The organism is Paenibacillus cellulositrophicus, from assembly GCF_009363095.1.
In the GTDB taxonomy this organism is placed as follows: domain Bacteria; phylum Bacillota; class Bacilli; order Paenibacillales; family Paenibacillaceae; genus Paenibacillus_AQ; species Paenibacillus_AQ favisporus.
This window is the reverse complement of the sequence record NZ_CP045295.1, coordinates 500,507-513,758: the sequence shown is the minus strand read 5'-3', so window position 1 is coordinate 513,758 and position 13,252 is coordinate 500,507. Positions and strand designations below refer to the sequence as shown.

The window sequence follows — 13,252 nt, the reverse complement described above, 5'->3', positions numbered from 1 at the left end:
CAAGCGGAATGTTATGTAGGATGACATCCGATAGAAGGGGGAGTCGAAGTGAGCGATCGTGCGGATTTGGCGCTGCCATTAGATAAGCTTTTTGAACAGTTTCATATCAAAGTGGCCTCTTCATTGGGTGGGAGACTCAACCAGCACTGGCTGGTGAATTTCAAGAATGACCACCTTGTATTACGACGTTGGTACAAAGAAACCCATTTGGATGAGATCGATTATGAGGTGAATTTGCTTAAAAGCATAGCTGGGCTTGGATGGCCTGTGGCAGCCGTTATTGAAGGGCCGTTCGAGTTGGAGGGGCAAATCTGGGGGTTATTCCCTTATCTTTACGGTGAACCGCCATCTGTTGACAACCGGGCGGCCGAACAGCGTGCAAGGGGGCGGCTTATGGCCCAGTTTCACTCTGACCTTGGCAAACTCAGTGGAATCGGTCAGCGCAAGGATTGGCGGCGGTGCGAAGAGATTCTATTTGACTCCGAGCTAGATCGATTGCTGTCACGAAATGAAAAGCAGCACCCTGAGGAAATACGAATTCTGTGGTGGCATTTGGAGCGTGCCCGCAGGCGGGTGGAGGAGCTGAAACTTCATTCCAGACCCGGGATCGTGATCCACGGGGATTTTACACCCTGGAACCTGCGATTCCAGGATGGGAAGCTCTCCGGCATACTCGATTTTGAGCTTGCGCACTGGGATCATCGAGTAGGCGACTTTGCTCTTTCTTGGCGGGGAAAGTACGACGAGGTCATTTATGGGTATGATGAAGTATCACCTCTTGAGCTGGAGGAGTGGGAATTGATCACGCCCATGTGGTGGGCGGGGCTGATTGAGAATGCATGCAGGCACCTGAAGGAAGGAACTTGGGACGACGGCTGGATTATCCGGAAATTGTTAGAGCGTTCACCGTTGATGGGACAGGACGCCGTCCCGTTCCGTTAAATGCGGCTGTTAGACTTCAAGAAGATAAACTTTAATTGGTTTGGTTCGTTTGAAAAAGCACTTCGAACATCGCTTTCCCTTTCTTCTCCAACCAAGTGTCAAAATCCATAAGACCAGGGTGTAGGCTGCGCAATGTTGGAAGATCGACTTCGTAGCCGCCCCCGTTTAGCCATTCATAGATCCGCGCCAAGGTTTCGTTGTGCTGACGTATCGTTTCAATAGGAATTTGGACATACCTTATCGGGCGGCCTGTCGCACGAGTGATGGCTGCGGCAATGCTAGGCGGAGTCCGTGCATCACCGGCGATTTCGATCGTCTTGCCCAGAAATTTGCCAGGATGTTTGAAGGCCAGCTTGACGAATGCACCGATGTCATCCACAGCTATGCAATATACAGGCACGTCCGGGTTGGTGGCTTCAGCCAATGTCCCATGCTGAATACCGTAAAACGGACTGGCGTAACTTTCCATAAATCCCGACGGGCGCAAGATCGTTGCAGGAAGGCCAAGCCTCTTAATGTATTGTTCAATTTCCCACTTGGCAAAATAACGAAAGCGGGACTGTACGTCAGCACCGCTATTCGATGAATAAACGAAATGCTGAACCCCGGCATCTTTCGCCGCATCGGCTGCATTTTTACCCCAACGAATTTCTTCGGCTGTTCTTGCATCGCTAGGCTCCCACGTAGGTGGTTGAACACTGAAGACCCCATGCACTCCTTGCATGGCAGCATCCAGCGATGCGCGATCTCCCAAATCCCCCCGGAACAATTGAGCACCCGCTTGAGCAAGGGTTTGGGCTGCCTTACTTGAAGGATCACGGGTGAAAGCACGCACCTGCCAGCCATCGGCAAGCAGATGTGACGCTGCCGCACCCCCTTGCTGGCCTGTGGCTCCTAGAACCAAAATCGTCTTCTGAAGTGTAGTCATATGCTTCCTCCTTCAAGGTAATGGAATTACTAATTGAAAGTGTAAATCATATATGATTTCTTTGTAAGGAGTCACTTTGTTGAGTTATACTTACGAATAGTAAGTAATTTGTGAGGAAGTGATTGCTTGAACTCAAGTGATGAACAAAAATGCCTATCCGCGGTTAACGAAGCGTTACAAGTGATAGGCAGCAAATGGGCGTTCCTGGTAATCTCTCAATTGTATTATGGTCCTCAGCGCTTTAATCAGCTGCGCCGAAATTTGAGCACCATCAGCATCAAATCTTTAACCGATATTTTGCGGCATTTAGAACATTATAAAATCGTAAATCGTCAGGTTTACCCAACAAATCCTATTAGCGTCGAGTACTCTTTAACGGAAAAAGGTAGAGAGTATAGGGAAGTACTTTTTCAAATGCGCCAATGGGGAGAAAAATGGGGCTCCACCCCAAATGAATAAAAAGGTGATCCCCCTTAATTTACTTGTGACTCATTCTGCTTCCGGAAGGAATCCCATCGCAATCGACATCCGGTTCCAACTATTGATCATCATGATTAACATCGTTAGATGTATGTACTGAGTTTCCGAAAAGTACTTCCTGACATTATGATATACATCATCCGGCACTTTAAGCGAGGGCAGCAATGTTATATGCTCTGTAAGCTCTAACGCTGCCTTCTCCATTTCCGTGTAAAGGTTGCTTTCTTCCCATGCACTCACTGAGACAATACAGCCTCATTTCGGATTCCCCTAACTTCCGGGCATCAGCTGCATGATAAGAAAGGCAGTATACACATCCGTTAATTTGCGATGCTCTGAATATGACCAGTTCGCGAAGCTTTGGATCAAGATCTGTCGATTTCGTATACGCATCCAGCTCACCTAGAAGCTTAACTCCTTGCGGCGCTAATTTCATGACCTGATGAATATCAAACCGTTGAGACATAAAGAGTTCCTTCTTTCTTGTTTGATTTTTTTTGCTCAGGCATACTGTTTCATGCCTTAGCCAATCCAGTAATACAGGGAGGAATCGGAAAGAGCTTTACTTCTGACTAATCATATCTCGCTTTCCCTGACAGTTACGGTCAGTATTTCTGTACTTGTTTTTTTTATGAGACGTCTCTGAAGATGGGCTTCTTAAGACAAGTGTCCATCCAAGGACCGCCGACCGATGTCGGATCCGCTTCCTGCCCGAGTGTTTCGTCCTCATTGCCAATTAGTCTGAGAGACCAAATGTAAAAATATAGTATATGAGCGATCGCCTTGATTAAGTTTGATGATGCTGGATTCCATAGGGGATTAATGAAAAAAACCTGCTGACAGGAGGACCGTGTTATGACCAAAATATATAACTGCCCAGTAGAAGTGACCTTAGATGTTGTAGGGGGGAAATGGAAGACGGTAATTCTACGTTATTTGTCCAAGCAAACGTTGCGTTATAGCCAGCTTCAGCATAAGATGCCAAACATTACGCAGCGGATTCTTACCCTTCAACTGAAGGAGTTGGAGCGGGACGGGCTCATTCAGAGATCCGTTTATGATGAACGTCTAAGGAAAGTGGAATATTCGCTTACCGAGTACGGTAAAAGCATCGAGCCGATTCTTGAGCTGATGTGTGAATGGGGGAAAAGGCGGAGCCGGGAATACGACTTGCAGGTGAGAGACATGCATGTATCCGGCGAACCGTAAGCAGTTGATAAGATCAACGAACAAAAATGTGCCTTATTGTAAGACATTTAATGCTCCCGTATTATTCTTATATAGCAAAAATTTACAAAGGAGGAGCATTCTTATATGGTAGTTGAAATCATTCGTTATCATATCCCACCAGAGTCATCGGAGCATTTTGTACAAGCGTATAAGGAGGCAGGAGACTATCTGAAAAGTTCGGAGCATTGCTTATCTTACGAAGTGATCCGAGGTGTTGAGGAACCCAATCACTTTATCGTCAGAATCGAATGGGACTCTGTAGAGGGACACATGCAGGGATTCCGGACGAGTCCGGATTTTCAACATTTTTTTGCATTGGTCAAACCTTATTTCAGTGCGATCTTAGAGATGAAACATTATCGCATGATTGAAAGGGAGGTTTGAGCCATGAACATTAGTGTCATAGGGGCAGGGAATGTGGGAAGAGCGTTAGGAAATGCATTTCAGGTTGCAGGACATCGCGTAGTTTACGGTGTTCGTAACCCTGAAAGCAGCCGTTACCGGGATTTGCGCGAATCAGGAAACACACAGCTTACCAACATAGAAAAAGCAGTAAGGGACACCGCGGTGACTTTATTGGCTGTACCTTGGCAAGCAGTAAAGGAAACGGTGGAATTGATCCCTGACTGGGACGGAAAGATTTTAATTGACTGTACAAACCCAATCAAACTTGACTTTAGCGGACTGGATTTTGAACAGGGCCTTTCGGGAGCCGAACAAATCGCTATATGGGCGAATGGGGCACGCGTCGTAAAATGTTTTAATCAAACCGGTGCAGACAATATGATCCATCCTCATTATGAAACCTCAAAAACGCTGATGTTTGCAGCAGGGGACGAACAAGAAGCGGTCGAAACCGCCATAAAATTGGCCAGGGAAATTGGATTCAATGCAGTATGTGCCGGCAAACTGCATATTTCTAGGCAGCTCGAGGAGTTGGCCTGGTTATGGATCCATCTCGCTATAAAAGAAGGCTGGGGCACTTCGTTCGCATTTGCACTGGTGAAACGATAAAAGGGGTGCGTTAGCCGTGTATGACGACAAGAACGTTCACTTACAAAAGCCGCCTAACTGCGGCTTTTTCGTTTTTTAACCATAGGCCCTTGAAGAGGCAGGGGAGGACAATATTATAAAAGCCGATTAACCTAATGTTAATCGGGCTTCATGCGCCTACTGGCTTTTATAGATTACATTTCAGGACAGAGTACATATTTCCATCAGGGTCAAGAAACCCAAAGAGGCGGCCAATGCTTTCATCGCGGATGGGTGAAACCGGAACACCTTTTGCACGAAGAATACGATAGAGCTTATCGATTTGGTAAGTCTCGAATCCGATCATAGGAACAGCTTTTCCTTCCATGTTTATTTTTCCATTGGATGACCTGTTATCAGATCTGATAAGAATTAATCCTGGACCGCGCTCCAGACGTAATATTCCGATATCGTCATTTTTATATTGAACATCAAATCCGAGATAGGATTGATACCATTCAAGCGAATACTCCAGATTTGATACTGGGATATCATTAAAACGGATTTGATTCAGGTAGCTGGCCATACGAATCAACCCCTCTGCCCCGAAGCGCTGACAGCTTTTTCAGGGTGCCGTTGCTGTCCCGCTTTCAGTAAGAAGATGAGCAGGAACGCATAGATGACGGACAAGATCAAAACAAATTCCAGCGCGATGGTAAAGGCGTGTGCATAACGGGCCTGCGCATCAGGCAAAGCTGAAATATCCAATGCTCGATAGAAGAAGATTCCGACGAAACATACGCCCAGCGCGGTGCTGAGCTGGGTTGCAGTCGTCAAAACCCCGGAAGCCGCCCCGATATTCACCTGACGGACCTTGGACAGAATGGTTCCGATGAGCGGAGCTGCGCAGGTGCCTTGCCCAATGCCAATAACGAACAAGCTCGGCCAAAGCGCCATCCAAACCAGATGACCGCCGTGATGATGGACAATTTCCAAAGTGTAACCGATGCCGCCTGCCGTAATTATAGCTCCGACCAACAGAACAGCCGGTCCGAACCTGCTCACGAGCTTAGGTGATGCCAGTGAGGCGAGGAAGAAGCCGATTCCCAAAGGCAAATAGGTTAACCCCGACGTTAAAGCAGAATAGCCGAATCCCTGCTGTAGCATAACGGCCAACGTAAAGAACAATGCCGAAGCGATCGCATAAAAGACGAGTATGAGCGATATGCCGAGGCTAAAGGAACGATCCCGAAAAAGTGAAGGGGAGAGCAGTGGCGATTTTCCATTTTCAAGCATTTTGCGCTCATATATAATAAACAATGTCAACCCTGCCGGAAAACAGGCAAGCAAGATGAACGACCATACGGGCCATCCGGCCTCACGGCCTTGCACAAGAGGAAACGCCAGCGCCAGCAGGCTTGCCGTTAAAATGATTGCGCCGACCAGATCAAGCCGTTTGGCTGAAGGGGTGCGCGACTCTTGAAGCAGCGGGATTCCGGCCAGTAACGCAGCTGCACCAATCGGGACGTTCACGAGAAACACGGAACGCCATCCCAAGCCGAACAGATTTTGGCTGATAAGGTAACCTCCGAGCAGCTGCCCGGATACGGTGGCGATGCCGATGGTCGCACCATACAAACCGATGGCTTTCGCTTTTTCATGCTCTGGAAAACTCACTTGGATCATAGCGAGCACTTGCGGCATCATGGCCGCCGCTGTTATGCCCTGAAGCACGCGAAACAGGATCAGGTACAGCGAGGAGGGAGCCGCACCGCATAGCGCCGAAGCGACTACGAATCCCAGCATCCCTATGAGAAACAGTCGTTTTCGCCCAAACATATCGCCGAGCCGGCTCCCGGTAATGAGCAGAACAGCATAAGCCAGCGTATAGCCCGCGAGAATAAACTGAATGTCCGAGGCGCTTGCCTGTAAATCGGCTTGGATGGATGGAATCGCAACGTTAACGATAAAAGAATCAAGCAAAGCCATAAATGTCGCTGCCAATACCACAGCCAAAGCCCACCATCTGCGAGAATCGACGCTCTCTCTACTAGTCTTGGTCATTTCAATCACCTTTCTCCATCAAGTTATATCCCTATCCTAGATGAAAAAGATCTTTTCGTAAGAATACCGTTTATACGATTATAAAAAATAATACCTAGCAAGAATGCACGTGAAAAATGATTTCATATGCAGATGGAGCGGAGGGAAGAGCATGGAAGAAGATTTGAAACGCCGCAAAGAGTTAGGGGCATTCTTAAAATCGCGCCGAACGCGCATATCCCCGGCCGACCTTGGTATCCAAAGCGCACCGCATCGGCGGGCCAAGGGACTTCGTCGTGAAGAAGTGGCGGACATCGCCGGGGTCAGCAACATATGGTATACGTGGCTGGAACAGGGGCGGGATGTCCGGCCTTCTGCACAGGTGCTGGACAGTTTGGGCGAAGCGCTCCAATTGAACCGGTACGAGCTGCTGCATTTGTATACGCTTGCGGAGCACCGCCCGCCCGCCAAGGATTGGTTGTCCGACATTCACGTGGATCCGTCCCTGCATCGCATGCTGGATAAATTAGAGCCTTTTCCCGCTTACATAAGAGGACCCCGATGGGACACGCTTGCTTGGAATCATGCGGCTTGCGAGCTGTTTGGCGACTTTAACCGGATGAACGTTCTGGAAAGAAACAGTTTGTGGCGAATGTTTGCCCGTCCCGATTACCCCGATTTGCTTCCGGACTGGCCGCATGTAGCCCAGAGCCTCTTGGCCCAATTTCGGACCAGCTACGGACAGCATATTGGCGATCCTTCGTTCGAAGAGTTGGTTGATCTGCTCAAGAAGACGAGCGAAATGTTCAATCAATGGTGGGATCATCATGAAGTGCTTGGTATCCCGCTGGGACTTAAAAGGTTCAATCACCCAAGGCTCGGTGAACTCGCTTTCGAGCACCAGTCGCTTACGGTTGCCGATTGCCCCGACTTGAAAATGACTGTATATATCCCGGTTCAAGCGGATACACAATAACCTTTTAATCAAGATCCTTCCATCGTTTGAATGTCAGCAAGTATAGGACTTCAGATGCTCCTTGGCGGATGTATCCAGTGGAATCAGCGATCGCAGGCATTAATACCTGCCTCACTCATTGGGGTCAGTGGAAAAGCGGAGTGGTTCAGTGCATCCTTCATAGCCGCAATGTTTGGGCTTTTTATGTTGTGACAATATAAGCTCATTCAACAATCGTGGATTTAAAACAACTTCAGTTAACCATAATTTAATTATGTAAACCTGATGACTGATCAGAAGTGTTTTAATAAATTAACTACCTTGACAGTCACAGTAGTGTATTGTATTATGCAGATATGGAGGTGATTGTATGAGTGACAACAAAATCACATCCGACCTGCTGCGAGGCCATACCGACACGATGATTTTACGATTATTATCCGAAGCGGACCGCTACGGTTATGAAATTGTCAAGCTGATTGCCGAACGTTCGGGAGGCGAGTACGAACTAAAGGAAGCCACGATGTATTCCAGCGTCCGGAGGCTTGAAGGGGACGGAGATATCGAGTGGTATTGGGGCGATGAATCGCAGGGCGGACGGCGCAAATATTTTCGAATTACCGAGAAGGGCAAGGAGACGTACGAGCGCAACAAAAGCAACTGGGAGTACGCCAAGCGTGTGCTTGAAAACTTGTTATAAGGGGAGTCGACGGGATGAACGAGAAATTGACGAACTATCTGAATGGGGTTTTTGCACCGTACGATGGGGTAAAGAGCGTCAGCGAATTAAAGGCGGACCTGCACTCCGATTTGCAGGAGCGGTTCCGTGAATTGAAAGCCGAGGGCAAGGACGATGAAACGGCATTGGAGATGACCATCGACAGCATCGGCGACATTGAACAAACTGTATTGGAAGTGGCGAATCTCTCCCGTTCGCTGGAGCGGCAGGTGCTGACCAACCTCAGTGCGAGCAACTTGGCGGGGAGCGACTTTGCGGGTGTTACCGCGCATAAGGGAAAATTCAAAGCGAGCGCGCTGCGGGGATCCGACTTCACGAATGCGGACTTGACCGGCAGCTCGTTTAAGAGCAGTGACGTGCGGGACGCCCGTTTCGACGGCGCTAATCTGACCGACTGCAACTTATCTACCCTGGACCTTGCGAATGCAAGCTTCAATAAATCCATCCTCGTGCGTACGAACTTCAACAAATCATGGCTGGCCGGAGCAAAATTCACAGGCGTTCATCTGACGGACGTCAACCTCACGATGACCGCTCTCACCAAAACTGTTTTTGAAAACTGTGTTTTCGACGGGGTGGATTTCACGTCCTCCGATTTGAGCGGACAGCGTTTTGACGGTCAAATCTTCGTCGGCGTCAAGTTCGATAAAGCTGGATTGAAAGAAGTTTCATTTAAGAGCGCGACGCTCAAGAATGTATCTTTCCAAGGTTCCCTGTTGACCAAGAAGTATTACCGTGCGATCAAAACCGTTTGTTTTGACGGGGCGACGATGGATAAGCTGACCTTTGCCGCACTCAAGGGTATGGATGCCAATTTGTCCAAGGTTACGGTGATCTAGTACATATCTCGATTTGGATACCCGGAACAGGAGGTGAGCCATCTTTTACTTGCCGATATTTCGTCTCGTTGATGCAGCTAATTTTCCTTTTTGACAAAGGGCTTTTAAGCATGAATGACAAGAGAGAATCATAGGGCTGATAAAAAGTAAAGAGAGGTCATCTAAATGGAAAAGATGATATCGGGAAAAAGCAGCAGCGGCTTCTCCGAAACCGGGCTGCAAAGAATGCGCGACGTGCTGGCACGGCATGTCGATTCGGGGAAAATTCCCGGGCTCGTCGCCCTGGTCAGCCGGAACGGTGAAACGCACGTCGAAGCGATCGGCACGATGCGCCATGACGGAGGCGCGCCGATGCGCCGGGATACGATCTTCCGGATGGCGTCCACTTCCAAGCCGGTCACGATGGCTGCGGCCATGGTCCTGCTTGACGAGTGCAGGCTGCGGCTGGACGATGTGGTAGACCCGTGGCTGCCCGAACTCGCCGACCGGCGGGTGCTGAAGAGAGCCGACGGCCCGCTGGACGATACCGTGCCGGCGCGGCGTCCGATCACCGTAAGGGACATTTTGACCTCCACATTCGGGCTTGGTATGGATATGACGTCGCTGGGCACGCCGATCATGAACTCAATTTTCGAGCAAGGGCTCACGCCAGATCTGCCGGAACCGATGCCCGAGCCGGATGAGTGGATGCGCCGCCTTGGTGCGCTTCCGCTGATGCACCAGCCCGGAGAGCGCTGGCAGTACCACATCAGCAACGATCTGCTCGGCGTACTCGTGGCCAGGGTCACGGGCAAGTCGTTTGAGACATTTCTGCGCGAGCGCATCTTCGATCCCCTCGGCATGAGAGACACCGGCTTCCATGTGACCGCCGACAAGATCGACCGCCTGCCGCCCCTTTACGCCCCCAACCCGCAGACCGGTGAGTTCACCGTTTGGGACGAAGCCGAAGGGGGACGCTACAGCCAGCCTCCGGCGTTCCAGGGCGGCGGAGGCGGACTTTGCTCCACTGTTGATGACTACCACGCGTACTTTCAAATGCTGCTGAATCAGGGGATGCACGGGAACCAACGGATCCTGTCCCGGCCCGCCGTCGAGCTGATGACCACCAACCGCCTCACACCCGAGCAGCAAGCCGCCCGACACGCCATGGCCACGAACAATGTCCATGTGTCATTCGGTCAAGGACAGCACGGCGGCTGGGGCTTCGGGATGGCTGTGCGAACCTATCGTGGTGATTACGCGCCCATCGGCCAGTTCGGCTGGGACGGCGGAAGCGGCACCACGACCTACGCCGACCCGCACAACCAGCTTACGTGTATTCTTCTCACCCAGGTTGGGATGTCTACTCCGGATTCAGCGCGGCTTATCCACGACTTCTGGACAACGGTCTATCAGGCCATCGAAGACTGACACCCGGGTAACATTAGCCTCGATGTACCACCTCAAGAAAGGGCACAGAGCCTTTCAGAAAATTCTCCATCATTTTGAGATTCTGGGATTCGATTAGCATATTAAATAATGAAGCAGGTTAGAAGGCGGCCGTCATTATGATCGGCTGTCTTTTTATTTGCATGAACGTCTCACGCTTGTAAGCCGTATCATTGCGGTTATTTGTATTTTTACGATATACGTTACCTTACAAAACCGAGGACCAGAACAACTGGACGGATGTAGGGAGTAGAGTACTTTTTGGTGCCTATAGTACTTCAAAGTGCGTACTTCCTTTCTCTATTTAAATGCTTCATAATCTATTTTTGTCAGAGGATAAAATGACATTTGTTGATTTGAATAGGCATTGATTTCCATATCGATGTACTATCAAATTGAATTAAATATATTCGGAGGACATCTTAGATGAGAAATATACTGCAAGGAAAAATTGGATTTGGTACGGCGCCGTTAGGTAATATGTATCGCAATATCCCGGAGGAAGAAGCTATAGCCACTGTAGATGCGGCTTGGGAGAGCGGCATCCGTTACTTTGACACAGCTCCGCTGTATGGATCTGGCTTGGCGGAGATTCGTCTGGGTGAAGCATTGTCGAAAAGAAACCGGGATGAGTACGTTTTAAGTACAAAAGTAGGCCGAATTATTTCGGATGAATTGGAAGATCCATCTGCGCGTGATTTAGGGGAAAAAGGGGGACTTTTCGAATTCGGTCGCAAGAATAAAATCATCAACGACTACAGTGCGGATGCGACCCTCCGCTCGATCGAGGATAGTTTGAAACGTTTAAAAACAGATCGTCTGGACTTCGTTTATATTCATGATGTCGCGCAAGACTTTTATGGTGATGAGTGGATTTCGCAATTTGAAACGGCTCGAACCGGGGCATTCCGTGCGCTCACACGTTTACGTGAAGAAGGAGTCATTAAAGGCTGGGGACTCGGAGTAAACCGGGTAGAGTCGATCGAACTCATGCTGGAATTGGAAGAAGCCAAGCCGGATGTATCTTTGCTGGCTGGTCGGTACACCTTATTGGACCATGAGCGTGCGCTGCAGCGAGTTATGCCCGCGGCAGTAAAACATAAGATGGACATTGTTGTCGGCGGACCATATAGCTCAGGTGTTCTTGCGGGAGGTACCCACTTCGAGTATCAAAAAGCGACACCGGAAATTGTGGCAAAAGTTGAGAAAATCAAAAATATTGCAGATCGTCATCAAATCAGCATCAAGGCGGCTGCTTTACAATTTTCGCTGGCTAATCCGGCGGTTGCAGCCGTCATTCCTGGTGCAAGTCGTCCTGAGCGGATTGCAGAAGACAAAGCTGCATTGAACACAGTCATTCCGGCAGCTTTCTGGGAAGAAATGCGCGAACAAAAACTGGTAGCACCCCATGCACCGCTGCCTATCGACATGAAATCAATAGGGGAGTAATGAACATGGCACATACGGCTGTCTGGCAGTTTTACCCCGGCAGGGGTCAGTGATCAAGAGGCTATTGATCTGTTCCATGGGATCTATCAAGACGGCTTAGAGGCATTACGTCAAGCATTTTTAGATTGAAAATTTAATAAGTAAAAGAGGAGTGTATTCGAGTCGAAATTTGAACTTGGATGCACTCTTTTTTTGTTCGCTCAAATAAAGAAGCGTTTATAAAATATGCCCTATTATTATTTGCTTTGCTCAAGGTTCGAACTTGTGGGTCATATCATCCTTTCCATAAAAGCAGGAAAGTGCATGAAGCAAGAGGAATACATAGACAAATCATCAAGTTAAGGGGGTCTTTAATTGGCGTTTCCGACACATATCGTATCTGCAGGCGGTATTGTAGAAGATGGAAAGGGAAATATCCTATTAGTAAAAGCGCATGACGACGGTTGGGTATATCCGGGGGGAATCACCGAAGTTGGCGAAAACCTGATGGATGGCGTGATCCGTGAAATCAAAGAGGAAAGTGGAATAGACGCCACGGTTAGCCATTTAATCAGTGTTGTTTCAAATACAGCGATCCATAAGTGGTATGACGGTGTAACTGATGTTCCTACGAAGGTCATGTTTGATTTCGTGTGTACAGCTGTGGGGGGAGAGTTAGCGACGTCTGAGGAAACGAGCGAATGCAGGTGGGTTCCAAAAGAAAATGTTCTGGATTTGATTACCTCACCCGCAATCCGCATGCGCTACGAAGCTTATTTGAACTTTAACGGCTCTGTGAATTATATGGAGTACGTCACTGCAACAACGTCTGAATGTCAGGTCAAGCTGCAAAGGAACATGTAGTAATTTTTAACTGTGACACTCAGTGGTCAGCTGCTTTTTTGGAGTCATCCGCCTGGGCAACCAGGCTATACAAATACGGAAGCAGTTCCAGGCATTTTCCGGAACTGTTTTTAGTTCGGGAGATCATTTAATGATAAAGCCATGGACGCTGATTATTAAAATATGACAACGCTTTCTTAAGAATGTTGGCTTACGAGCAAATGGGGCATGAAGATAGACTAACTATTAAGGTGGACCGAATATATGGATGTGGACGGTTCAAAGGCCTAATATTGAAGAAAGTATTCTACCTTTCTCCTTTGTTCCATCCTTTTGAACTGGCAAATATCTGCAATCACTTTGGACAAATAGATGATTTCCATCTCATTATGCCAACGGACAGGGAGAGTGGAACGAACCCCGGC

14 protein-coding genes and 2 pseudogenes are annotated in these 13,252 nt (G+C 48.6%); 12 read left to right on the top strand and 4 right to left on the bottom strand.

What is annotated here, in order from left to right:
• The first annotated feature begins 48 nt into the window (after positions 1-48).
• Positions 49-942 (top strand): phosphotransferase enzyme family protein, encoded by an 894-nt coding sequence (locus GCU45_RS02225; RefSeq protein ID WP_167527066.1) that lies wholly within the window; start codon positions 49-51, stop codon positions 940-942.
• Positions 943-973: 31 nt separating this feature from the next.
• Here the strand turns inward: GCU45_RS02225 and GCU45_RS02220 are convergent, their stop codons facing one another.
• On the bottom strand, positions 974-1,870 hold the full coding sequence (locus GCU45_RS02220; RefSeq protein ID WP_152397900.1) for an NmrA/HSCARG family protein: 897 nt from the start codon (positions 1,868-1,870) through the stop codon (positions 974-976).
• Positions 1,871-1,996: 126 nt separating this feature from the next.
• Between GCU45_RS02220 and GCU45_RS02215 the strand changes: the two genes are divergently transcribed.
• Positions 1,997-2,329 (top strand): winged helix-turn-helix transcriptional regulator, encoded by a 333-nt coding sequence (locus GCU45_RS02215; RefSeq protein WP_152397899.1) that lies wholly within the window; start codon positions 1,997-1,999, stop codon positions 2,327-2,329.
• 30 nt (positions 2,330-2,359) lie between these two features.
• Here the strand turns inward: GCU45_RS02215 and GCU45_RS02210 are convergent.
• Positions 2,360-2,816, bottom strand: a pseudogene (locus GCU45_RS02210) (carboxymuconolactone decarboxylase family protein).
• Positions 2,817-3,205: 389 nt separating this feature from the next.
• On the opposite strand from GCU45_RS02210, the gene GCU45_RS02205 reads away from it, so the two are divergent.
• The 3 genes from GCU45_RS02205 (at position 3,206) to GCU45_RS02195 (ending at position 4,594) form a co-directional block, all read left to right on the top strand.
• The gene (locus GCU45_RS02205; protein WP_152397898.1) at positions 3,206-3,559 is read left to right on the top strand and encodes a winged helix-turn-helix transcriptional regulator; all 354 of its coding nucleotides are present in this window, start codon (positions 3,206-3,208) and stop codon (positions 3,557-3,559) included.
• 105 nt (positions 3,560-3,664) lie between these two features.
• Entirely contained in the window at positions 3,665-3,964 is a 300-nt protein-coding gene (locus tag GCU45_RS02200; protein ID WP_152397897.1) for an antibiotic biosynthesis monooxygenase family protein, read from the top strand.
• 3 nt (positions 3,965-3,967) lie between these two features.
• The gene (locus tag GCU45_RS02195) at positions 3,968-4,594 is read left to right on the top strand and encodes an NADPH-dependent F420 reductase (RefSeq protein WP_152397896.1); all 627 of its coding nucleotides are present in this window, start codon (positions 3,968-3,970) and stop codon (positions 4,592-4,594) included.
• 166 nt (positions 4,595-4,760) lie between these two features.
• On the opposite strand, the gene GCU45_RS02190 is transcribed toward GCU45_RS02195, so the two are convergent.
• Together GCU45_RS02190 and GCU45_RS02185 are read right to left on the bottom strand one after the other, a co-directional pair.
• A complete protein-coding gene (locus GCU45_RS02190; RefSeq protein ID WP_152397895.1) occupies positions 4,761-5,138 on the bottom strand; it encodes a VOC family protein in 378 nt (125 codons plus the stop codon).
• Positions 5,139-5,143: 5 nt separating this feature from the next.
• Positions 5,144-6,616 carry an MFS transporter gene (locus GCU45_RS02185; RefSeq protein ID WP_152397894.1) on the bottom strand — a complete coding sequence of 491 codons (1,473 nt, stop codon included), beginning with the start codon at positions 6,614-6,616 and terminating at the stop codon, positions 5,144-5,146.
• Between the two features lie 151 nt (positions 6,617-6,767).
• Between GCU45_RS02185 and GCU45_RS02180 the strand changes: the two genes are divergently transcribed.
• From GCU45_RS02180 to GCU45_RS02150, 7 genes and pseudogenes are all read left to right on the top strand, one after another.
• Positions 6,768-7,571: a helix-turn-helix transcriptional regulator gene (locus GCU45_RS02180; protein ID WP_167527065.1), complete on the top strand. Its 804-nt coding sequence runs from the start codon at positions 6,768-6,770 to the stop codon at positions 7,569-7,571.
• A gap of 349 nt (positions 7,572-7,920) precedes the next feature.
• On the top strand, positions 7,921-8,250 hold the full coding sequence (locus GCU45_RS02175) for a PadR family transcriptional regulator (protein WP_076164694.1): 330 nt from the start codon (positions 7,921-7,923) through the stop codon (positions 8,248-8,250).
• A gap of 14 nt (positions 8,251-8,264) precedes the next feature.
• Positions 8,265-9,128 (top strand): pentapeptide repeat-containing protein, encoded by an 864-nt coding sequence (locus GCU45_RS02170; protein WP_152397892.1) that lies wholly within the window; start codon positions 8,265-8,267, stop codon positions 9,126-9,128.
• A 165-nt stretch (positions 9,129-9,293) separates the two neighbouring features.
• Positions 9,294-10,538: a serine hydrolase domain-containing protein gene (locus GCU45_RS02165; RefSeq protein WP_425281252.1), complete on the top strand. Its 1,245-nt coding sequence runs from the start codon at positions 9,294-9,296 to the stop codon at positions 10,536-10,538.
• Between the two features lie 444 nt (positions 10,539-10,982).
• On the top strand, positions 10,983-12,005 hold the full coding sequence (locus tag GCU45_RS02160; protein ID WP_152397891.1) for an aldo/keto reductase: 1,023 nt from the start codon (positions 10,983-10,985) through the stop codon (positions 12,003-12,005).
• Between the two features lie 12 nt (positions 12,006-12,017).
• Positions 12,018-12,134, top strand: a pseudogene (locus GCU45_RS02155) (SRPBCC family protein); the annotation flags it as partial.
• A gap of 225 nt (positions 12,135-12,359) precedes the next feature.
• Positions 12,360-12,848, top strand: coding sequence for an NUDIX hydrolase (locus tag GCU45_RS02150; protein WP_152397890.1), 489 nt, complete (start codon positions 12,360-12,362; stop codon positions 12,846-12,848).
• Positions 12,849-13,252 lie beyond the last annotated feature (404 nt).

What these genes read in the sequence shown, in the direction of transcription:
- GCU45_RS02220 (WP_152397900.1), bottom strand. Translation starts at nt 1,870, where the DNA reads ATGACTACACTTCAGAAGACGATTTTGGTTCTAGGAGCCACAGGCCAG.
- GCU45_RS02205 (WP_152397898.1), top strand. Translation starts at nt 3,206, where the DNA reads ATGACCAAAATATATAACTGCCCAGTAGAAGTGACCTTAGATGTTGTA.
- GCU45_RS02200 (WP_152397897.1), top strand. Translation starts at nt 3,665, where the DNA reads ATGGTAGTTGAAATCATTCGTTATCATATCCCACCAGAGTCATCGGAG.
- GCU45_RS02195 (WP_152397896.1), top strand. Translation starts at nt 3,968, where the DNA reads ATGAACATTAGTGTCATAGGGGCAGGGAATGTGGGAAGAGCGTTAGGA.
- GCU45_RS02190 (WP_152397895.1), bottom strand. Translation starts at nt 5,138, where the DNA reads ATGGCCAGCTACCTGAATCAAATCCGTTTTAATGATATCCCAGTATCA.
- GCU45_RS02185 (WP_152397894.1), bottom strand. Translation starts at nt 6,616, where the DNA reads ATGACCAAGACTAGTAGAGAGAGCGTCGATTCTCGCAGATGGTGGGCT.
- GCU45_RS02180 (WP_167527065.1), top strand. Translation starts at nt 6,768, where the DNA reads ATGGAAGAAGATTTGAAACGCCGCAAAGAGTTAGGGGCATTCTTAAAA.
- GCU45_RS02175 (WP_076164694.1), top strand. Translation starts at nt 7,921, where the DNA reads ATGAGTGACAACAAAATCACATCCGACCTGCTGCGAGGCCATACCGAC.
- GCU45_RS02170 (WP_152397892.1), top strand. Translation starts at nt 8,265, where the DNA reads ATGAACGAGAAATTGACGAACTATCTGAATGGGGTTTTTGCACCGTAC.
- GCU45_RS02165 (WP_425281252.1), top strand. Translation starts at nt 9,294, where the DNA reads ATGGAAAAGATGATATCGGGAAAAAGCAGCAGCGGCTTCTCCGAAACC.
- GCU45_RS02160 (WP_152397891.1), top strand. Translation starts at nt 10,983, where the DNA reads ATGAGAAATATACTGCAAGGAAAAATTGGATTTGGTACGGCGCCGTTA.